Origin of the sequence: Halobacillus sp., assembly GCF_049282395.1 — a bacterium.
Lineage (GTDB): Bacteria > Bacillota > Bacilli > Bacillales > Halobacillaceae > Halobacillus.
In genome coordinates this window covers 1-21,561 of the sequence record NZ_JBAPTY010000005.1, presented here as the reverse complement: position 1 = coordinate 21,561, position 21,561 = coordinate 1, and the positions used below count along the sequence as shown (strand labels likewise).

The 21,561-nt window shown below is 43.7% G+C and carries 22 protein-coding genes; all 22 read left to right on the top strand.

What is annotated here, in order from left to right:
• Positions 1 to 1,036 precede the first annotated feature (1,036 nt).
• Positions 1,037 to 1,963 (top strand): sigma-E processing peptidase SpoIIGA, encoded by a 927-nt coding sequence (spoIIGA, locus tag WAM07_RS00255; RefSeq protein WP_422163772.1) that lies wholly within the window; start codon positions 1,037 to 1,039, stop codon positions 1,961 to 1,963.
• Between the two features lie 15 nt (positions 1,964 to 1,978).
• Positions 1,979 to 2,698, top strand: coding sequence for an RNA polymerase sporulation sigma factor SigE (sigE, locus tag WAM07_RS00250; RefSeq protein ID WP_014643122.1), 720 nt, complete (start codon positions 1,979 to 1,981; stop codon positions 2,696 to 2,698).
• Between the two features lie 21 nt (positions 2,699 to 2,719).
• Entirely contained in the window at positions 2,720 to 3,559 is an 840-nt protein-coding gene (sigG, locus tag WAM07_RS00245) for an RNA polymerase sporulation sigma factor SigG (protein ID WP_224896029.1), read from the top strand.
• 565 nt (positions 3,560 to 4,124) lie between these two features.
• Positions 4,125 to 4,400: a YlmC/YmxH family sporulation protein gene (locus WAM07_RS00240; protein WP_317615990.1), complete on the top strand. Its 276-nt coding sequence runs from the start codon at positions 4,125 to 4,127 to the stop codon at positions 4,398 to 4,400.
• A 54-nt stretch (positions 4,401 to 4,454) separates the two neighbouring features.
• Positions 4,455 to 5,255 (top strand): peptidoglycan editing factor PgeF, encoded by an 801-nt coding sequence (gene pgeF / locus WAM07_RS00235; protein ID WP_422163771.1) that lies wholly within the window; start codon positions 4,455 to 4,457, stop codon positions 5,253 to 5,255.
• A gap of 18 nt (positions 5,256 to 5,273) precedes the next feature.
• Entirely contained in the window at positions 5,274 to 5,942 is a 669-nt protein-coding gene (locus tag WAM07_RS00230) for a YggS family pyridoxal phosphate-dependent enzyme (protein WP_422163769.1), read from the top strand.
• A gap of 24 nt (positions 5,943 to 5,966) precedes the next feature.
• Positions 5,967 to 6,422, top strand: coding sequence for a cell division protein SepF (locus tag WAM07_RS00225; RefSeq protein WP_175477897.1), 456 nt, complete (start codon positions 5,967 to 5,969; stop codon positions 6,420 to 6,422).
• Between the two features lie 3 nt (positions 6,423 to 6,425).
• Positions 6,426 to 6,698, top strand: a complete 273-nt coding sequence (locus tag WAM07_RS00220) for a YggT family protein (protein ID WP_422163767.1) — start codon at positions 6,426 to 6,428, stop codon at positions 6,696 to 6,698.
• Between the two features lie 77 nt (positions 6,699 to 6,775).
• Positions 6,776 to 7,549: an RNA-binding protein gene (locus WAM07_RS00215; protein ID WP_422163765.1), complete on the top strand. Its 774-nt coding sequence runs from the start codon at positions 6,776 to 6,778 to the stop codon at positions 7,547 to 7,549.
• Positions 7,550 to 7,627: 78 nt separating this feature from the next.
• Positions 7,628 to 8,161, top strand: a complete 534-nt coding sequence (locus WAM07_RS00210; RefSeq protein WP_422163763.1) for a DivIVA domain-containing protein — start codon at positions 7,628 to 7,630, stop codon at positions 8,159 to 8,161.
• 201 nt (positions 8,162 to 8,362) lie between these two features.
• Positions 8,363 to 8,836 (top strand): signal peptidase II, encoded by a 474-nt coding sequence (gene lspA, locus WAM07_RS00205; protein WP_422163761.1) that lies wholly within the window; start codon positions 8,363 to 8,365, stop codon positions 8,834 to 8,836.
• Positions 8,833 to 9,741: an RluA family pseudouridine synthase gene (locus WAM07_RS00200; RefSeq protein WP_422163759.1), complete on the top strand. Its 909-nt coding sequence runs from the start codon at positions 8,833 to 8,835 to the stop codon at positions 9,739 to 9,741. Before lspA ends, WAM07_RS00200 begins: the two co-directional genes overlap by 4 nt.
• A gap of 164 nt (positions 9,742 to 9,905) precedes the next feature.
• Positions 9,906 to 10,448 (top strand): bifunctional pyr operon transcriptional regulator/uracil phosphoribosyltransferase PyrR, encoded by a 543-nt coding sequence (pyrR, locus tag WAM07_RS00195; RefSeq protein WP_014643135.1) that lies wholly within the window; start codon positions 9,906 to 9,908, stop codon positions 10,446 to 10,448.
• A 168-nt stretch (positions 10,449 to 10,616) separates the two neighbouring features.
• Entirely contained in the window at positions 10,617 to 12,008 is a 1,392-nt protein-coding gene (locus WAM07_RS00190) for a uracil-xanthine permease family protein (protein ID WP_422163773.1), read from the top strand.
• A 146-nt stretch (positions 12,009 to 12,154) separates the two neighbouring features.
• A complete protein-coding gene (locus WAM07_RS00185) occupies positions 12,155 to 13,033 on the top strand; it encodes an aspartate carbamoyltransferase catalytic subunit (RefSeq protein WP_422163757.1) in 879 nt (292 codons plus the stop codon).
• On the top strand, positions 13,034 to 14,329 hold the full coding sequence (locus WAM07_RS00180; RefSeq protein ID WP_422163755.1) for a dihydroorotase: 1,296 nt from the start codon (positions 13,034 to 13,036) through the stop codon (positions 14,327 to 14,329).
• On the top strand, positions 14,307 to 15,419 hold the full coding sequence (locus tag WAM07_RS00175) for a carbamoyl phosphate synthase small subunit (protein ID WP_422163753.1): 1,113 nt from the start codon (positions 14,307 to 14,309) through the stop codon (positions 15,417 to 15,419). Before WAM07_RS00180 ends, WAM07_RS00175 begins: the two co-directional genes overlap by 23 nt.
• Positions 15,398 to 18,601: a carbamoyl-phosphate synthase large subunit gene (gene carB, locus WAM07_RS00170; protein WP_422163751.1), complete on the top strand. Its 3,204-nt coding sequence runs from the start codon at positions 15,398 to 15,400 to the stop codon at positions 18,599 to 18,601. The genes WAM07_RS00175 and carB overlap by 22 nt, the downstream gene beginning before the upstream one ends.
• Positions 18,598 to 19,359, top strand: a complete 762-nt coding sequence (locus tag WAM07_RS00165) for a dihydroorotate dehydrogenase electron transfer subunit (protein ID WP_422163749.1) — start codon at positions 18,598 to 18,600, stop codon at positions 19,357 to 19,359. Before carB ends, WAM07_RS00165 begins: the two co-directional genes overlap by 4 nt.
• Positions 19,359 to 20,291, top strand: coding sequence for a dihydroorotate dehydrogenase (locus WAM07_RS00160; RefSeq protein WP_422163747.1), 933 nt, complete (start codon positions 19,359 to 19,361; stop codon positions 20,289 to 20,291). Before WAM07_RS00165 ends, WAM07_RS00160 begins: the two co-directional genes overlap by 1 nt.
• On the top strand, positions 20,257 to 20,967 hold the full coding sequence (gene pyrF, locus WAM07_RS00155; protein WP_422163745.1) for an orotidine-5'-phosphate decarboxylase: 711 nt from the start codon (positions 20,257 to 20,259) through the stop codon (positions 20,965 to 20,967). The genes WAM07_RS00160 and pyrF overlap by 35 nt, the downstream gene beginning before the upstream one ends.
• Positions 20,960 to 21,561, top strand: a 602-nt coding sequence (pyrE, locus tag WAM07_RS00150) for an orotate phosphoribosyltransferase (protein WP_422163743.1), incomplete at its 3' end; no start/stop codon positions are given. The genes pyrF and pyrE, both read left to right, overlap by 8 nt.

The following is a 21,561-nucleotide window of genomic DNA, read 5'->3' as shown; positions in this document are numbered from 1 at the left end:
TCCCGACATTCCTAAGAAATCGGAATCGTCGCCGTTAAAAAGATGTTAAAAGACCGCTGCACCTAACAAGGTGCAGCGGTCTTTTTTTGTGGGCTATGGGACTATGTATAACCTTATGGCTGATTTTATAAGCTCGTTATTATACTAAAGGTCCGGATTGTGTAAGACTCAGTTTCGAGATAATTCGGGGTATGTTACTTAAAAGGCATAGGGTTGGTGGGGAAATAACTCGCTTTCCTGTGGGGGAACGGTGAGCCTCCTCGTCGTTATCACTCCCTGTGGGGTCTCTCCAAGTCCCTACTCCCACGGGAGTCTCGTCATTTCCCCACCAACCCAGCCACGAGAGAATAACGGACCCTTCCAGAAGAGAGATTGCTCCCCTTCTTAACTGGTCTTAAATACTTGTATGACAGGCTATTCCACATCTATAAAGCATGAAAATAGCCTCATATTCACATGCTCTTTTTGCTCATCAATAAGAAGATATCTTTTCGAGTTTCTGATTTGGTAGGGTCCGTAGGGGGACGATGAAGACTCCTGCGGGATGAACATGATCGGTGAGATCCCGCAGGGCTGTTAAGCCCGAGGAAGCTCAGCACAAAGGATGTTCGACTTAGATCGCCACGTCCTGTGGCAACGTCGAACGACCCTGCGTCGTGCAGGGCCGGAAAGCGAAATCGTCCCCCGAAGTACCTTCCGCTCAACATATATCTCGAAATCAAGTCTTCCAGAAAAGGGAGCTTATCTGTAAAATCAATTCAAGGTTTAATCAATCAAAAAATAACCCTTCGCGATAACTATTTGTTTTCATTCTGATTGATCAATTATTGATACTTTTGACAAGACTCCTGAAAAACGATATTTGATCATGCAGAAGAGAAGGATTGGTGGGTAAGATATGATAAGAGTAACGAAGGTTAACTAAAATATGCTGAGATTATAGGCCGTTACATGATGTTACAAAACTTGCTAGCTTGCTATTCATATTGTGACAGACTTTTTAGGCGGACAGGCTTATAATTTCTTATAACAATAGATGAAGGGAGCGGGGGTCATCTATCTTGATGCTGTCTGGTTGCTCAATCTTTTAATGGATGCCATGATCCTCTATCTTACTCAGGGTGTGGTAAGGGCAAGATCTTCTAAAATCCGTATGTTTTGTGCCGCTTTTGCAGCCTCCAGCATTGTACCGATATCTATCTTTATGCCGGATCTCTGGTTGATGAGCACCCTTGGGAAGCTGGTCTTTTCATTACTTATCATCGGAATTGCCTTTTCCTTTACCTCACTTCGTGCTTTTATTCTACAGTTGGTCAGCTTTTATTTTATAACATTCTCCATCGGGGGAAGTATGCTTGGTGTCCATTTTTTCCTAGCCACGGAAATAAGTATTCAAGGAGGATCGATTGTAACATTTTCAGGGGGATATGGAGATCCTGTTAGCTGGATGTTTGTGTGTATTGGGTTTCCTTGTTCATTTTTCTTCACGAAGTGGCGGATGGAGCAAGTAAGCGTCCACCAAATGAAGCTTGAGAACATTTATGATGTAAAAGTCACTTGGAATGGTAAAGAAGTCCTCTGCCGTGGAATGGTCGATAGTGGTAATCAATTAATTGATCCAATCAGCAGAAAAATGGTTTTCCTGGCTGACCATACGGTGATGGGCCAGTTTCTTGAACCGGAAGTACTGGAAAAACTTAAAGTAGATCAAATCGTGACTTCAATGGAAGAGTTGCCATCAGACATTCAATCGTCTGTTCGCTTAGTACCTTTTCAAGCCGCAGGTTCTAAAGGACAACTGCTTGTTACTGTGTTAGTGGATCAAATATCGATTGTAACTCCACAAGGAAATTTAGAAATGAAACAGCCATTGGTCGGTGTGCAGCATCATGACCTTACCCATGATCGTCTTTATCAAATGCTGATACATCCCCACATAATGGTTAAAGGAAAAACTGCCTAAGGGAAGGGGAATGACATGGTCAAATGGTTTTTTAAATTAAGGCTGTGGTTTTATCGTATTCTAATTAAGCTTGGAATTAAGCAAGACGAAATTTATTATATTGGAGGTAGTGAAGCTTTACCGCCTCCACTTTCAAGAGAAGAAGAAAAAGAACTGCTAGAACTCCTGCCTAAAGGAGATAAAGCAGCACGGGCTATGTTGATCGAACGGAATTTGCGTCTTGTAGTCTATATAGCTCGAAAATTTGAAAACACGGGGTTAAATATAGAGGATCTAATCAGTATTGGAACCATTGGCTTAATTAAAGCTGTCAATACATTCGATCCTGAGAAAAAAATAAAGCTTGCCACTTATGCTTCCCGCTGTATTGAAAATGAGATTCTTATGCACCTGAGAAAGAGTAATAAATTGAAAACAGAGGTTTCATTTGATGAACCGCTAAACGTTGACTGGGATGGAAATGAACTATTATTATCCGATATTTTAGGAACGGAAGAAGATCTGACGACCAAAGGTATTGAGAAGAAAATAGATAAGAAATTACTAATGTCAGCATTGGATCAATTAAATGATCGTGAAAAGCAGATTATGGAACTAAGGTTTGGTTTAATCGGAAAAAAAGAAAAAACTCAAAAAGATGTGGCGGATATGATGGGGATCTCCCAATCTTATATATCAAGGCTTGAGAAAAAGATTATTCGCCGCTTACAGCGTGAATTCGATAAAATGGTCTAATAGAACTAATAAAACAAATGCATAATTTTTCCTCCCAAGGAGATACTGAGAACTGATTACAGCTTCTTGGGAGGGTCTTATTTGACACGACACAAAGTAGAAATATGCGGAGTAGATACATCCAAACTTCCAGTGCTGACCAATAAAGAAATGAAGGCCCTGTTTATACGTCTCCAAAGTGGTGAAACGGAAGCACGTGAGGAATTAGTCAATGGGAATCTTCGTTTAGTATTATCGGTTATTCAGCGCTTCAATAATCGCGGAGAATATGGTGATGATTTATTTCAGGTAGGCTGCATTGGATTAATGAAATCCATAGACAATTTTGATTTAAGCCATAATGTTAAATTTTCTACTTATGCTGTACCTATGATTATCGGAGAAATACGCAGGTATTTACGGGATAATAATCCAATACGCGTTTCCAGGTCTTTACGAGACACGGCTTATAAGGCGTTACAAATGAGAGAAAAGATGATTGGTGAAACCAATAAAGACCCTGCTCCTCACGAAATTGCTGAGAGGATGGGGGTTCCACCAGAAGATGTCGTATTTGCAATGGATGCCATCCAGGATCCAGTGTCGTTGTTTGAGCCAATTTACAACGATGGAGGAGATCCAATATTTGTGGTTGATCAATTAAAAGATGACCGTGAAAAAGACTCCATCTGGTTAGACGAACTCTCTTTGCGCGAAGGTATGAAGAAATTGAATGATCGTGAAAAAATGATTCTGACGAAACGGTTCTTCCAAGGTAAAACTCAAATGGAAGTAGCTGAAGAAATTGGAATTTCTCAAGCTCAAGTATCTCGATTAGAAAAAGCTGCTATTAAAGAAATGAATTCTTCTATGTTTCAATAAGTATTAGTTACCTACTTGATCATAAGTGATATGGCTGTCGAGCAAGCCTCGACAGTCTTTTTTATGTGTTTCGAAGAGGTATCCCACTTGTTAAGGTAGTAAAAATGCCCTCAGTGAAAATATAGTTTATCTTTAAAAAGTTAGAACAACTCTTGAATAGCTACAGTTTTCAGTTCGTTATTTCTTAAGTGGCTGGTAAGTTGTTATGTTGATATTACAGATAAGCTCTTGAAACTGGAAGACTCAGTTTCAAGATAAATGGCTCCGTTGAGGAGGAACAGCACAAGGGATGTTCGACTAAGAGCGCCACGTCCTGTGGCAACGTCGAATGATCCTGTGTCGTGCAGGGCCGGAAAAAGAATCGTCCCCCAAAGGACCTTCAAGGTAAACTAATATCGAAATCGACTCTTACACAATCCGGACCTATAGCGTTTTAAGCTTCTTGTAGAAATGAACTATAATCTTTAACCTAGCCTGTCTGAAACATTATTTATGTCTGCTTTGTCTTTTATTTTCACAAGTGTTGCGACATTGAAGCATATAGTGAAGGAAAGGGGGATGAATGATGAAAATTTCAGAACTACAGCTTAAAGACGTGATTGCTATGGAAACAGGAGAGCGACTGGGATATATCAGCGATTTAGATATAGACACACAGCGTGGGCGATTAAGCGGACTTGTCCTGACGATGAAAGGGAAGGCGATGGGACTTTTTGGAAAAGAGGAAGAGATGGTCATACCATGGGATCAGATCGTTAATATTGGTGCTGATGTGATTCTTATTAAGAAGTCAGGTGCTGCTGGTTATTCTGTATCTCAAAAGTCAGATTCGAAAGAATAATACAAGAAATAAGATGAATAATGTGTTAAAATGAAGGGAAATTGAGGTGGTAACATGCATGAACCTTTTAAAGCAGAAACGTTGCGACAATATTCTTGTTTTACGAATCATGAAAATATAATGGCAGGTCTTACCACTAGACAAGGTGGTCATAGTGAACTTCCTTTTAATACCCTGAACATGGGGCTCCATGTTCAGGATGAATCTGAGACCGTACTGCAAAACAGAAAAGAACTAGCGCAGGAAACCGGTTTTCCTTTAGAAAACTGGATTATAGGAGAACAAATTCATGATATCCGTGTGAAAGTGGCAGGAAATGGGGAAAAAGGTAAAGGTGTATTCTCTCATGAATCAGCAGTCGCTGGAGTTGACGGATTGATCACTAATCAACCAGGTCTGTTACTAGGAGCCTTCTATGCGGACTGTGTACCCTTGTTCTTCTACGCCCCGGTTTCCGGTTGGATTGGGATTGCCCATGCGGGCTGGAAGGGAACGGTCCGAAATATGGTTTCGCAGATGATTGGCCATATGACTGAGCAAGGTTGTTCTATTGAAGAGATCGAACTCGTCATTGGACCATGCATAAGCGAGGAGCACTATGAGGTTGATCAGCGTGTATATGATCAGATACCGGTGGAATTCCAAGGAGAATCAGCTGTTTCTGTTTCTTCTGGAAAGTACAAGCTGGACTTAAAGAAATTGAATGAGTCCATGGCATTTCAATCAGGGCTGCATAAAGAGAACGTCAGAGTCTCGAGGCTTTGTACATACGAGAAAGAGAATTTGTTTTACTCCCATCGCCGTGACCAGGGACAAACAGGGCGTATGCTTGGTTTTATTGGTTTGAAGGACTGATGGTGGAAGGAGAGAAAGATGTCGGTAGTTGAAAATCTTGAAAAAATAAAACAAAATATTGCGGAATCCTGCTATAATTGTGGGCGTTCCACTGAGGATATTACTATTATTGGAGTAACCAAATACGTATCCGTTGAGCGTGCGCAAGAAGCTATTGATGCGGGAATTGTTAACCTGGGTGAGAACCGTAAAGAAGAACTGCTGGAAAAATACGAAGTCATTGGTTCCCGTGCAAATTGGCATTTTATAGGTTCCCTGCAGTCAAGAAAAGTGAAAGAGGTTATTGATAAGATCAACATGATCCATTCCCTGGACAGGAAGTCTTTAGCAAAAGAAATTAACAAACGTGCATCAGCACCAGTGCCCTGCTTTATACAAGTTAATGTAAGTCAGGAAGAATCCAAGCATGGACTTGCGCCTGAAGAGGTGGAAGACTTTGTCCATTTAATGGAGGACTATGAAAACGTTAAAGTGGCAGGGTTAATGACCATGGCACCTCATGACGCTGACGATGAACGTCTGCGGGGGATATTCAGGCAGCTTCGTGCTTTGCGCGATAAAATCAGGGATAAACATTTGCCTTATGCTCCCTGCGAATATTTATCCATGGGAATGAGCAATGATTACCGTTTAGCCATTGAAGAAGGTGCGACTCATATCCGGATTGGTTCCAGCCTTGTAGGTTAACTAATAAAACTTGAGGTGATCAGCGTGAGTATGAAAAACAAATTACGGTCATTTTTTACTTTGGATGACGAATATGAATATGAATATGTAGATGAGGAGACTGATGAACCAATGGAAGAAGAATACGAGCAGAAACAGCGAAGCCGTAGAAAAGAAGATACGCAGAATATCGTTAGTTTGAAAAGTGCGAAGTCCTCTTCCAAAATGGTATTGAACGAACCCAGCAGTTATAATGAAGCTCAGGAAATAGCCGATGAACTCGTCAATCGTCGAGCCGTGGTTATTAATCTTCAACGGGTGGACCATCATCAGGCGAAGCGAATTGTAGATTTTTTGAGCGGTACAGTATATGCTATAGGGGGAGACATTCAGAAGTTAGGTTCTCAGACTTTTCTATGTACTCCTGATAACGTGGAAATATCAGGCTCCATTTCTGATATGATTTCACAAGAAGATGATGAACTTTATAAAAGGTGGTAAGTCATGGCGTTTTTGTTTAATATTTTAACGAGTGTATTAGAAATATACAGCTGGATTGTCATAATCTATATCCTGTTATCCTGGTTTCCAGGAGCCAGGGAATCGAGTTTCGGGGAAACGCTAGGACGTTTAGTCGAGCCGTTTCTAGAGCCGTTCCGCAAAATTATTCCTCCACTTGGAATGATTGATATTTCACCGATTGTAGCGATCCTGGTACTCAGGTTTGCCTCAGCTGGTTTACGTGAGCTGTATTATGTAATTGCAGGAATAGTTTAAAAACGGGAACAGGTCTTGGGAATTACGCTTTGCAGCGCCCATATATCTGTTCCCTTTATTTTTGGTTGGAGGTTGCTATGGATATTTATCAGCATTTCAGGGAAGAGGAACGCCCCTTCATTGACCAGGTTTTAGCTTGGAGGGAGGACGTAGAGCTCAAGTATCAGAGAAAGTTGAGCGACTTTTTAAATCCAAGGGAGCAGGACATTGTAAAAGCAGTTATGGGAAATCATCCAGACTTCAATTTTGGTCTGAGCGGTGGAAAAGATCAAGCTGAGCGCAAACGGGCCATTATTGCTCCTGAGTACGAGTTCATTGAAGAAGATGATTACCAGCTCATTATGCTGGAAGCATCTTATCCGGTGAAATTTGTAACCCTTGAACACCCGGATGTTCTTGGGGCATTCATGTCTTTAGGGATCAGACGGGAAAAACTTGGCGATTTAGTTGTGAAGGATGGCACCATCCAGATTATCACTGACCAGGACATAAGTGATTATATTCGGATGAATTTTACAGGGGTCAAGCGAGCAACAGTTAACTTCGAAGAAAAGCCGTTATCTCAAATGCTTGAGAGCGAAGAGACGTGGGTTATGAAAGATACAACGGTTTCCTCACTAAGACTTGATGTTCTCGTGAAAGAAATCTATGGCATGTCCAGGAAGAAAGCAGGTATGCATATCGACAGCGGCCACGTAAAAGTTAATTTCCGTGTTGTAGAAAACGGTGCTTTTCAGCTGCAAGAGGGAGATCTAATTTCCCTCAGAGGTCAGGGGCGAAGTAAGCTTGAGGAAATTCAAGGGTTAACTAAAAAAGAAAAATATAAAGTATCCATTTCTAAATTGAATTAAAGGCTGATTCAAGAAGGAATCTTTCAACAAATGGTCGAAACTAATCTACGAATGGAATACATCTAGGAGGTGTCTGGTGTGCCATTAACACCAATAGATATTCATAATAAGGAATTCACAAGAGGGTTCAGAGGATATGACGAAGATGAAGTTAATGAGTTTTTAGATCAGATCATTAAAAACTATGAAATGGTGATTCGTCAGAAGAAAGAACTTGAACAGGAAGTCAGTGAGTTGAATGAACGTCTCAGCCACTACAGCAATATTGAAGAGACTCTTAATAAATCAATTGAAGTCGCTAAACAAACAGCAGAAGAAGTAAAAACCAATGCGAATAAAGAATCCAGTTTAATTATTAAAGAAGCTGAAAATGATGCATCTCGAATTGTAAATGAAGCCGTAGAGAAATCTCGTCGAATTTCTTCAGAAGTGGAAACGATGAAAAAACAGGCCAAATTTTTCAAAATCCGCGTGCGAAAGCTTGTGGAAGCCCAAATGGAAATGATTGACCACGAGGGTTGGGAAGATATGTTTGAGACGGAGCTCGATGGAAGTGAAACCCTTGAGGAAGCCATTGATAAGGAACTGACACCGAATCAAAACCGCTCTTAATTTCTACATAGTATGAATGAACAGCGGGTGAGCATATGCCGTCTCTTGGGGAGGCGGCATTTTCAACTTCCAGGTGCGGGACAAATGGCACGGGAAGCGGATCAATGTAGTGAAAACAACTATCTTCTTTTTCTGTTGATAAATGCTGCCCGCTCATTTTATGGTACAATAGCGAAGGAATATACTTGATGGAGGCCGCCTATGTACGTGTATTATTTAATAGCCATTGCTATTATCATTCTTGACCAGTTGACCAAATGGCTTGTTGTATCGAACATGGAGCTTGGGGAAAGCATTCCGGTCATAGAGAATTTTTTCTACCTGACTTCCCACCGTAACCAGGGAGCTGCATGGGGAATACTGCAAGGACAAATGTGGTTCTTTTATATTATTACCATCATCGTGATTGGTGTCGTCATTTATTACTTGCAACAATTCGCAAAGGAAAGCAGACTAGCGGGAGGGGCCTTATCTTTAATTCTTGGAGGGGCAATCGGTAACTTTATTGACCGTGTGTTCCGTAAAGAAGTGGTAGATTTTGCTGACACGTTAATTTTTACGTACGACTTTCCTATTTTCAATGTTGCGGATTCTGCTTTAGTCATTGGAGTTATATTAGTCATGCTCGCTACATTGCTGGATGAGCGAAAGAAGAAAGGAAGTTTGGGACAGTGAGTGAACAATACGAAGTAAGGCCGGATGACGAGTTTAAAAGGATCGATAAGCTTTTGACAGAAGTCATAACCGATGCCTCGCGTTCTCAAATTCAAGGCTGGCTGAAAGATAAGCTGGTTGAAGTGGATGGAGAAGCGGTTAAAAGTAATTATAAAGTGCAGCAGGGGGAAACCATTGCGTGGAGCATTCCTGAACCAGAACCTTTGGAAGCTGCCCCTGAAAATATCGATATTGATATTGTCTATGAAGATGAGGACGTAGTAGTTGTTAATAAAGCCGCAGGAATGGTGGTTCATCCTTCTGCCGGGCATTCAGGCGGAACTCTCGTAAATGCTTTATTGTATCATTGTAAGGGCCTTTCCGGAATTAATGGAGTAGAACGCCCTGGTATTGTCCATCGCATTGATAAAGACACGAGCGGCCTTTTAGTTGTAGCTAAAAACGATAAGGCTCACCAATCTTTAGCTGAGCAGTTATCGAATAAATCAGTCGAGCGAAAATATGAAGCGATCGTTCACGGCCTGATCTCTCATGAATATGGAACGATTGATGCGCCGATTGGACGTGACACGAAAGACCGTCAGCGAATGGCGGTTGTAGAAAATGGACGCGAGGCGGTTACTCACTTCAGAGTACTTGATCATTATGAAGACTTTACCCTGGTTGAGTGTACGCTGGAAACGGGACGTACCCACCAGATCCGTGTTCATATGAAGTATATTAGTCATCCGTTGGTCGGTGATCCTAAGTACGGTCCGCGGAAAACATGGGGGCTGAAGGGTCAGGCCCTGCATGCCAAATCTCTCGGATTCGAACATCCCCGTACAGGAGAGTGGTTGAAGTTTGAGGCCGAGCCTCCAGAAGACTTTACGGATATGATTACTTTTCTGAAGAACCGCCGTTGACAAACCGGTAAAGCCATGACATAATCATGGATAGAATAAAAAAGTCCTTTAAGAGCAGTCCCGTGAGGCTGAAAAGGTGACGGATTATACACGGCATTCGTGTGTACACTATCCCCTTTTCTGCCTTTCCGCGGAAAAGGGGTTTTTTGCATGGGGGAATGAATATGAAATCTAAAACAACCGTTCTGGATGATGCAGCTATTCGCCGCGCACTGACACGGATATCTCATGAAATTATTGAAAAGAACAAAGGAGTAGAGGATCTTGTTCTTGTGGGAATTAAAACGAGAGGGGTCCCGATTGCTCAGCGTTTGAAAAATAAAATTCAGGAAATCGAAGGCAAAGACCTGCCGGGCGGTGAGCTGGACATTACGCTCTACCGTGACGATTTGACTCCGAAGAAGGACCAGGCAGAGCCTGAATTGAAAGCAGCTCATATTAAAGCTAATATCGATGGTAAGAAAGTCATTCTCGTAGATGATGTTCTTTATACGGGTCGTACGGTGCGTGCCGCAATGGACGCTCTCATTGACCTTGGACGTCCTTCTCAAGTACAGTTGGCTGTACTTGTCGACAGAGGACACCGGGAACTTCCGATTCGTGCAGATTTTGTAGGAAAGAATGTGCCTACCTCTCAAGATGAAGTGGTAACCGTCACCCTTTCTGAGACAGACGAAGCGGATCAAGTGACCATATTTGAAAAATAAAATCATACCAATCACTACCTTTAAGGAAGTCCCGTGAGGCTTAAAAGGTCGTAATGATATACGTGTTCCATTAACACGTTTACCTCTTTGCGTACTTTTAAGCAAGGAGGTTTTTTTATGACTAAAATTCCTCACAGCCTGAATGTAAATAAAAAGGAGGAAATCAACATGAACCAACAAAAAGCCGCTCTTAATATCAATGAAGTTCCTAAAATGCACCAATGGTTAACGTTAAGCTTGCAACATTTATTTGCGATGTTCGGCGCCACGATACTTGTTCCATTCTTAACCGGACTGCCGCCGTCAGTTGCCTTAGTATCCAGCGGATTTGGCACTCTAGCTTACTTATTAATTACACGAGGAAGAATACCAGCTTATCTCGGATCCAGTTTCGCTTTCATTGCTCCTATTATACAAGTATCCGAGAATCATGGAGTAGCCGGAGCTATGGTCGGAAGCTTTTTGACCGGCCTTGTTTACGGGCTGGTTGCTCTTTTCATCTCCCTATTTGGAACGAAATGGCTGATGAAATTGTTGCCTCCGATCGTTGTAGGCCCGGTTATCATGGTGATTGGACTGGGACTTGCTTCTACAGCTATTGATATGGCCATGTACCTGCCAGGCCAGGAAGGAAATGTTTACAGTGGTACTCATTTTATGGTAGCGCTGGTCACATTGGGCATAACCATCATCGCCTCTATATTCTTTCGGGGATTTTTCTCCCTCCTTCCGATTTTATTCGGAATTGTAGGCGGATATCTATTCGCGCTAACGCAGGGGATTGTGGACACGAGCGGTCTTAAGAGTGAGTGGGCGGCTCTTACCTCAGCAGATTCCTTTGGAGGAGTTATAGGAGCCATCTTTGAAATGCCGGAATTTGTTGTCCCTTTTGTTGACTTCTCACCGGCTTCAGTGTTCAGCTGGGAAATTGTCTTTCTCATGGTTCCCTTTGCCCTTGTAACGATAGCCGAGCATACAGGCGACCAAATGGTACTATCAAAAGTCGTAGGCAGAAACTTTCTGAGAAACCCAGGATTAAACCGCTCGATTTTAGGAGATGGAGTAGCAACTATGATTGCCTCCTGCCTGGGCGGACCGCCAAACACGACCTACGGTGAAAACATCGGTGTCCTCGCCATTACACGAGTGTATAGTGTCTTCGTTATTGGAGGGGCTGCAGTAATTGCCATCTTATTCGGATTCCTGGGAATGATCACAGCCCTGATTAGCTCTATCCCATCTGCTGTGATGGGCGGCGTTTCCATCCTGCTATTCGGGATCATCGCATCAAGCGGCTTGCGGATGCTAATCGATAATCAGATTGACTTTGGGGAAAAACGAAACCTCGTTATCTCTTCCGTCATCCTCGTCATTGGAGTCGGTGGGGCTTACATTCAGTTTACAGATAGTTTTCAAATCGAAGGAATGGCTCTAGCAGCCATTATCGGAGTCCTTCTTAATCTAATCCTTCCTGGTAAAGAAAAAGGAGAAGGAAATGGGAGTATGTTTGAAGAACCGAGCGAAGAAGAAATGGAAGAAGAAAATAAAAGAGCTGTCTAGTTTAACCAACGCACACGTTTTAACCAAGTCCTGTGAGACTTAGAAGGGTGTAACGGGTTGGGCTCGTTTGTCATGCGAGTTCAGCACCCCCATACACCTGGGGGTGCTTTTTTTATAATATTCTTACGAGATGGGAGAGAAGGAACATGAAGCATCTACTTTCCATGAAACAGTTAACCAATGAGAAAATACATCATCTATTTAATATCGCAAAAGAGTTGGAAAATGGTGAACTCTCCTGGAAGGCAGAAGGGAAATTTGCCGCTAACCTGTTTTTAGAGCCAAGTACAAGAACGAAAAGCAGTTTTCACATAGCAGAGCGGAAACTTGGACTGGATGTTCTGCATCTCGATGGAATGGATTCTAGCCTTACAAAGGGAGAAAGCTTATATGACACCTTGAAAACGCTGGAGGCGATCGGAGCGGATGTAGCTGTCGTACGGCAATCTGAAGTCGGAATCCTGGACAGCTACGCAGAGAACTTAAACCTCTCCCTTATTAATGCAGGCGATGGATGCGGCGAACATCCGACTCAATCTTTGCTTGATTTATATACCATACAAGAACAATTTGAAGAGTTTGAAGGTCTCCACGTAGCCATTGCAGGTGACCTTAAGCACAGCCGAGTGGCACGCTCCAACGCTCATGCGCTGCAACAGCTCGGAGCCAAGGTGTCATTTGTAACAAAACCAGAGTGGAAAGATCCATCTTTTTCCCATCGGTACATAACGATGGATGAAGCAGTCGAACAATGTGATGTACTCATGCTGCTCCGAATTCAACATGAACGACACGAACAAAAGACATCTGACTCATCCTACTTGAAAGACTACGGCTTAACGAAAGAAAGAGAATCAAGAATGAAAGATGATGCGATTATTCTTCATCCTGCCCCGGTGAACCGGGGAGTAGAAATAGATGCCGACCTTGTCGAATCCAAAAAATCACGGATTTTCAGACAGATGACCAATGGTGTGACGATCCGAATGGCTATCATTCAAGCCTTATTGAAAGGGGAGCTGTAAATGAAGACAAAAATTGTAAATGGACAAAGGCGAATTAACGGAGGATGGGAAGCTTGTGAAGTACTCATTAACGAGGGTCTCATTCAAAAAATTAGTTCCTCTATCGAAGAGAAAGCAGACAAAGTGATTGATGCTCAAGGTCAGCTTATATCTGCTGGTCTGGTTGACGTTCACGTCCACCTGAGAGAACCGGGCGGGGAAGCGAAAGAAACGATTGAAACGGGGACAAAAGCGGCGGCAAAAGGTGGTTTCACTACGGTATGTGCGATGCCAAATACAAGACCGGTACCTGATACAGAGGAAAACCTAACTGCCTTGTGGGACAAGATAAATCAACATGCTCATGTACGTGTACTTCCCTACGCATCGATTACAACGAGACAGCTTGGTGAAGAGCTCGTCAATATGGAAGCTTTAAGTGAGAATGGAGCTTTCGCATTTACAGATGATGGAGTCGGGGTTCAGACAGCCGGAAAAATGTATGAGGCAATGCTTGAAGCGAGCCGTGTGAACAAGGCTGTCGTGGCTCACTGTGAGGATAATTCGGTCGTTTACGGAGGAGTTGCTCATAAGGGAGAGGTAAGCGAACGATTAAATCTCCCGGGAATTCCAAACATTGCCGAATCCATTCAAATAGCAAGAGATGTTCTTCTGGCTGAAGCCGCTGACTGTCACTATCATGTGTGTCATGTGTCCACTAAGGAGTCTGTCCGCGTTATCCGAGATGCCAAACGGGCGGGTATCCGGGTAACGGCAGAGGTTACGCCTCACCATTTAATTTTAAATGAACATTCGATTCTTGAAGATGACGCCATGTTTAAAATGAATCCTCCACTCAGATCTGTTGAGGATCAGCAAGCTCTTCTTGAAGGCTTACGGGACGGGACGATCGACTTTATTGCTACCGACCATGCCCCTCATACGGAAGAGGACAAAACGCAGGGATTCTTGAACTCTCCTTTTGGCATCACTGGATTCGAAACGGCGTTCCCTCTCCTTTATACAGAATTAGTCGAAAAAGAAGTAATGACACTGGAAGAGCTTCTTTACTGGATGACACAAGCTCCGGCTGACGTGTTCGGTTTGCCTTACGGGCGCCTGGAAGAAGGGGCCCCAGCGGATATTACCCTCATTGACATAGAAGCAAGCAGGGTAATTGACCGTCACCAATTTATCTCAAAGGGCAAAAACAGCCCGTTTCATAACTGGACAGCTAAAGGTTTTCCAGTACTAACATTATCAAATGGAGAAATCGTTTGGGAGGAGGCACAAAATGAAAAAGCAGCTCGTACTTGAAGATGGGACCATTTTTGTCGGAGAAGGGTTTGGAAGTGAAAGGGAAACAATAGGGGAAATTGTATTTAACACAGGAATGACCGGCTATCAGGAAGTGATTTCAGATCCTTCCTACTGTGGCCAGCTCGTCACTTTCACCTATCCTTTAATCGGAAACTACGGAGTTAATCGAGATGATTTTGAGACGGTGAACCCATCCTTACTCGGCGTGGTGGTGAAGGAGCATTGTGAACAACCGTCGAACTTCCGCCGCGAAGAAACACTGGATGAATTTCTAAAAGCGAAAGAAATCCCTGGAATCAGCGGCATTGATACAAGAAAGCTTACTAAAATTATTAGAAAACATGGAACTATGAAGGCGATGCTTACATCCAGCGAATGTCCTGTAAATGAAGTGTTGCAAATCTTAAGCGAAACAAAGCTTGCTACGGATCAGGTTAAACAAGTGTCTACAGTTAAGCCATATGTCGTTCCAGGCCGCGGTTATCGGATTGTTCTGATTGATTATGGCATGAAACACGGGATATTAAGAGAATTTACGAAGCGAAACTGCCATGTGACGGTTGTTCCATATAACACCTCCGCGGAAGAAATCGAGCGTCTTAAGCCTGACGGTGTGATGTTGTCGAACGGGCCAGGAGATCCAAAGAACGTGCCGGAAGCGATTGAAACCGTAAAAAAATTGATTGGAGCCGTTCCGATCTTTGGGATCTGTCTGGGTCACCAGCTGATTGCTCTTGCTTCAGGAGGCGATACTACGAAAATGAAATTCGGTCATCGCGGTTCAAACCAGCCAGTGAAGGATTTTGAATCCGGAAGAACATATATTACCTCACAAAACCATGGATACACGGTTGATAAAGAGTCGCTCATCGATACGGATCTCGTTTTGACGCAGGTTTCACTGAACGATCAGACCGTAGAAGGATTGCAGCATAAGCAATTCCCAGTATTTACTGCCCAGTACCATCCGGAAAGCTCACCAGGTCCAGAAGATACATCTCATTTATTTGATGAGTTTCTGCGCCAAGTAAAAGAAAACCTAGCCAAAGAAAAGGGGGACTCAGCATGCCAAAACGTACAGATATAAGAAGAATCATGGTGATCGGGTCCGGTCCTATCGTTATCGGACAGGCGGCAGAATTTGATTACTCAGGGACACAGGCCTGCCAATCTCTGAAAGAAGAAGGTTACGAAGTCATTCTCGCCAATTCCAATCCGGCGACGATCATGACAGATCACACCTTTGCCGATCAAGTATATATGGAACCTCTGACAGTCGAATTTTTGCAAAAGATTATTCGTAAAGAAAAACCTGATGCCATTCTGCCTACCCTTGGCGGTCAGACAGGTTTGAATATGGCCGTTGGCTTAAGTGAATCCGGTATTCTTGAGCAATATGGAGTTGAACTGTTAGGTACACCGCTTGAAGCCATTGAAAAAGCGGAGGATCGTGAAAAGTTCCGTTCTCTTATGCATGAGATGAACGAGCCTGTACCAGAAAGTGAAATTGTAAGCTCTGTAGATGAAGCGCTCAGCTTTGCCGATGATATTGGATATCCCGTTATCGTCCGTCCAGCTTATACAATGGGCGGCGCTGGTGGAGGCATGTGCGATGATGAAGCCCAGCTAAGGGAAACGGCAAGGAACGGTCTCGCCTTGTCGCCGGTAAAGCAGTGTTTAATAGAAAAGAATATTGCTGGATTTAAGGAAGTAGAGTATGAAGTGATGCGCGATAAAAGCGATCACGCGATTGTAGTTTGTAACATGGAAAACTTTGACCCTGTCGGTATCCACACGGGAGACTCTATTGTGGTAGCACCGTCCCAGACACTAAGTGATCGAGAATACCAAATGCTTAGAAATGCGTCCCTGGATATCATACGCGCACTTGAAATCGAAGGCGGATGCAACGTTCAGCTTGCTTTAGATCCTCACAGCTTTCAATATTATGTAATTGAAGTGAATCCTAGAGTCAGTCGTTCTTCTGCGCTTGCTTCAAAGGCTACTGGGTATCCAATTGCCAAACTTGCGGCTAAGATTGCGGTAGGCATGACGCTTGATGAAATCCAAAATCCAATTACGGGCACCACTTATGCCTGCTTTGAACCAGCACTCGACTATGTGGTTACGAAAATCCCACGCTGGCCTTTTGATAAATTTGCTAAAGGTAACCGGAAACTTGGGACTCAAATGAAAGCGACCGGAGAAGTCATGTCAATTGGAAGAACACTGGAAGAATCCTTGTTAAAAGGTGTCCGCTCCCTGGAGGGTGAGACAGAAGAACTATACATGAGTTCGATTGCCGATCTTTCGAAAGAGCAAATGTTTACTCGTATGAAGTCCGCAGATGACGAAAGGATCTTCATCTTAGCGGAAGCTTTAAGAAGAAAACATACGATTCAGGAACTCCACGAACAAACAGGAATCGATTACTTCTTTTTAAACAAGCTTCAGAACATTATCCATTTAGAAGAAGAGCTTAAGCAGCATGGACTGCAGGAAGATTTACTCCTTAAAGTCAAACGGGCAGGCTTCGCGGATCGTCAAATTGCCCGTCTTGCGGAATGTGCTATCGATGATGTAATGAACTATCGTAAAGAGCGAAGCATTTTGCCGGTTTACAAAATGGTGGATACATGCGCCGGAGAATTCGCATCAGAAACGCCTTATTTTTACAGCAGCTATGAAGACGAGAATGAATCACTGCCTTCCAATAACAAAAAAGTACTCGTAATTGGTTCTGGACCGATTCGAATCGGCCAGGGGGTAGAGTTTGACTATGCTACGGTTCACTCTGTTCTAGCTCTTAAAGAAATGGGTTATGAAGCGATTATTATGAATAATAATCCGGAAACGGTTTCCACAGACTTCAGCGTATCGGACAAGCTGTATTTCGAACCGCTTACGCTTGAGGATGTTATGAACGTCATCGACCTGGAAGAGCCGGAAGGCGTGATCATCCAGTTCGGCGGACAGACGGCCATTAATCTTGTCGAAGGGTTAAGCCGCCAGGGAGTTCAAATATTAGGAACCACGATGGATGCCATCAATCAGACAGAAGATCGTGACTTATTCGAACAGCTGCTGAACAAGCTTGAGATCGCTAAGCCTGGCGGGGAGAGCGTAACAAGTGAAGAGGAAGCCCTTCAGGCAGCCGCTCACATTGGTTATCCACTCGTCGTAAGGCCTTCCTATGTACTCGGCGGCCGCGCAATGGCGATTGTCTATTCCGAAGAAGAGTTGAAGACCTACTTGGAAACGAATGTAACGGTCCACAATGGCCACCCGATCTTAATAGATAAATATATGACAGGGATGGAGATTGAAGTGGACGCCATCACAGACGGTAACGATGTCTTTATTCCAGGAATTATGGAACATATTGAACGTGCTGGTGTTCACTCCGGTGACTCCATGGGTGTGTATCCGACCCAGCGTCTTTCGCAGGCTCTTGAAGATCAGTGCATTGAGGCAACAACTAAAATCGCCAGAGAGTTAAACATGAAGGGGCTAATCAACATTCAGTTTGTGGTGTTTGAGGATACAGCTTACGTTCTTGAAGTGAACCCTAGAGCCAGTCGTACCGTTCCGTTCCTCAGTAAGATTACAGGCGTACCTATGGCAAAACTGGCAACTCAAGTTATTCTAGGTGAAAAGCTGCCTGAGCTAGGCTTTCCTTCGGGGGTAGCTCCTAAGCCAGATGGTGTATACGTGAAAGTGCCGGTCTTCTCCTTTGAGAAATTAAGAAGCGTTGATACGACGCTTGGACCTGAGATGAAATCCACAGGTGAAGTAATTGGATATGACCAGACGCTTGAAAAAGCTTTATTTAAAGGAATGATCTCCGCAGGGCTTAAAATACCAACCCAGGGGTCCGTCTTACTAACCGTAGCTGATAAAGATAAATCAGAAATGCTGGAAATCGCACAGACTTTTTATGAATTAGGCTTTCAGCTGTTTGCAACCGAAGGAACGGCTGCCGTTATTGAAGAAGCTTCCATTCCTGTAGAAGCGGTCGGAAAAGTAGGATCTGATCAGAGGGATGTGATTGATCTAATCCAGAACGGAGATGTCCAGTTCGTCGTTAACACACTGAATACAGGATCAAGAGCTAGATCTGACGGATTTCGTATCCGCAGGGAAGCAGTCGAACATGGCATTGCCTGCCTGACCAGTCTCGATACGGCAAAAGCGATCGTAGATGTGATTAACGTTATGACTTTTACAGCTCGCGCCATTCCGCCAATGGAAGCGGTGAAACCCTCATGAGAAGAGAATGGATGGAAATCGTCGATCATAGCGCCGTAGCGAAAGATACCTATCGAATGGTCTTAAAAGGTCAGATTGCGGAAGAAGTCAAAGATCCAGGTCAATTTGTGCATATCCAGGTTAGTGATCGGTTCTTTCTTAGACGTCCTGTTTCCATTGCAGATGTACATCTAGACAAAAGTGAGATCACCTTGCTTTATAAAGTATTAGGAGATGGAACGGAGGCTCTTACTGAGAAACAGACAGGAGATAAACTTGATGTTCTTGGACCAGGAGGTCAAGGCTTTCCGATTGAAGAAGATGTGCGCGAAGCCTTAATAGTAGGTGGGGGGATTGGGGTCCCTCCCCTTTATTACCTGGCGAAGCAGCTCGTCGAACAAGGTATAAAAGTCACGACAGTGCTTGGTTTCCGAAGTAAGGAAGAGGCGTTTTTAGTCGAAGAATTCAAGGATCTTGGCTCTGTATATGTGACGACGGATGATGGCAGTCTTGGTGAACAGGGACTTGTAACCGATCGAACCGGGGAGCTGAGAGGAAGCTTTGATACGTATTTTTCATGCGGTCCAACGGTCATGTTGAAAGCCATAGCTAATCAGCTTGATGACGTGCGCGGTTATCTTTCGATGGAAGAAAGAATGGGTTGTGGTATTGGAGCCTGTTTTGCCTGCGTCGTTCATACACCGGAAGATGATGAAAAAGGATATCGCCGCGTCTGCTGTGATGGACCAGTCTTTAAAGCAAAGGAGGTTGTGTTGTAATGGACATTTCAGTTTCCCTGCCTGGACTAGACTTGAAGAATCCTATTATGCCAGCCTCCGGTTGTTTTGGATTTGGGAAAGAGTTTGCTCAGTTTTATGATCTTACCGAGTTAGGAGCGGTTATTTTAAAAGCTGCGACAGGTGAGAAGCGCTACGGAAACGAGGCGCCGCGAGTAGCTGAAACATCTAGTGGAATGTTGAACGCGATCGGACTTCAGAACCCAGGTGTAGAGAAAATTGTGAAAGAAGAAATTCCTTTTCTAAAAGCTTACGATACTCCTTTGATTGCCAATGTTTCCGGCAGCACGATGGAAGAGTATGAACATGTAGCAGCAACCATTTGTAAGGAAGTTGATGCACTGGAGCTGAATATCTCCTGTCCGAACGTAAAAGAAGGCGGTGTGCAGTTTGGTACGGATCCGAGACTTGCCGAAGAAGTAACATCCAGGGTCAAATCGGTTAGTACGGTCCCGGTCTATGTAAAACTCTCACCGAATGTGACAGATATCGTTGCCCTCGCGAAAGCAGCAGCGGCTGGTGGAGCGGATGGGTTATCAATGATCAATACATTAACAGGCATGAGAATTGATCCGGCAACGAGAAAGCCGATTATTTCCAACCAGACAGGAGGGCTGTCCGGACCAGCGGTAAAACCTGTCGCCATCCGAATGATTCACCAGGTCTATCAAGCCGTGAACCTGCCGATTATTGGCATGGGCGGAATTGAAACGACAGATGATATTATCGAATATTTGCTGGCAGGTGCGAGCGCTGTTGCGGTAGGAAGCGCGAATTTCAAGAATCCTCTTATATGTAAAGAATTGATCGAACAATTACCTGAAGCCCTTGAGAGATATGGTTTTTCATCTATAGAGGAAGTGATTGGAGGGGCACATTATGAAACAGCTGCATCCGGTATATTTCGCGCTTGATTTTGAAACAGGAGAAAAGGCTCTTCACTTTTTACAATCGTATCAACTGGGAGGCGTCCCGGTGAAGGTCGGAATGGAGCTTTTCTACAGAGAAGGCCCGCAAATTATCCAAAGGTTAAAAGAAAATCATCATCCTGTATTTCTGGATTTGAAGCTTCACGATATTCCGAAAACTGTGCAAAGAGCGATGGCAAATCTTGCCCACCTCGGAGTAGACGTAGTTAACGTCCATGCCCAGGGAGGGGCTGACATGATCCAGGCTGCGCGCGAAGGACTTGAGCAGGTAGACGAGTCACAACGCCCATTACTGCTCGCGGTGACCATTCTCACATCTTCTGATGCTGCAATGATTCAAAATGAGCTGCTTCTCAGCCGGTCATTAGAAAGTATGGTGGGTCATTACGCAGAGATGGCTGAACAAAATGGAGCTGATGGTGTAGTATGTTCAGTTAAAGAATCACGTCTAATAAAAGAAGCTGCAGGACAAAAATTTCACACGCTTACTCCTGGCATTCGTCTGCCTTCAGGGGAGACGCATGATCAAAAGCGTGTAGCAACACCTGAAGAAGCTAAGAAGGAACAAAGCAATTCAATTGTGGTTGGCCGTGCGATCAGGGACGCCAAAGACCCGCGGCACGCCTATGAAACCGTGAAGGAGGCATTTACCAATGGATGATCAGCTGATACAGGATTTATTAAAAATTGAAGCCGTTAAAATTGAAGTTGAAGACATGTTCACTTGGACGTCAGGGCTTCGTTCACCTATCTATTGCGACAATCGGCTGACCATGTCGTATCCAGAGATTCGGCGCCATGTGGCTGATGGATTTGTAAAGTTAATTAAAGAGCTTGAGCCTGATGTCGATGTGATTGCTGGATGTGCAACAGCCGGTATCCCCCATGCTGCCTGGGTAGCCGAGAGAATGGATCTGCCGATGGTTTATGTACGTTCGTCCCCGAAGAAGCATGGGAAAGGGAATCAAATCGAAGGGCATATTGAAAAGGGGCAGCGCGCTGTTGTAATCGAAGATCTGATTTCTACAGGTAAGTCCTCCATTGAGTCTGCTCAGGCTTTACGAACGGCCGGAGTAGAAGTAGAGACTATACTTTCTATATTTACGTACAATCTAGAAAGAGCAAATGAAGCCTTTCAGGAAAGTCAGTTGTCTTATCAATCGCTGGCGAGCTTTGACCAGTTGTTGCTTCAATTAATTCAGCAAGGTCAATTGAAAGAGAAAGAGGTCCAATTACTGAATGAGTGGAAAAAAGA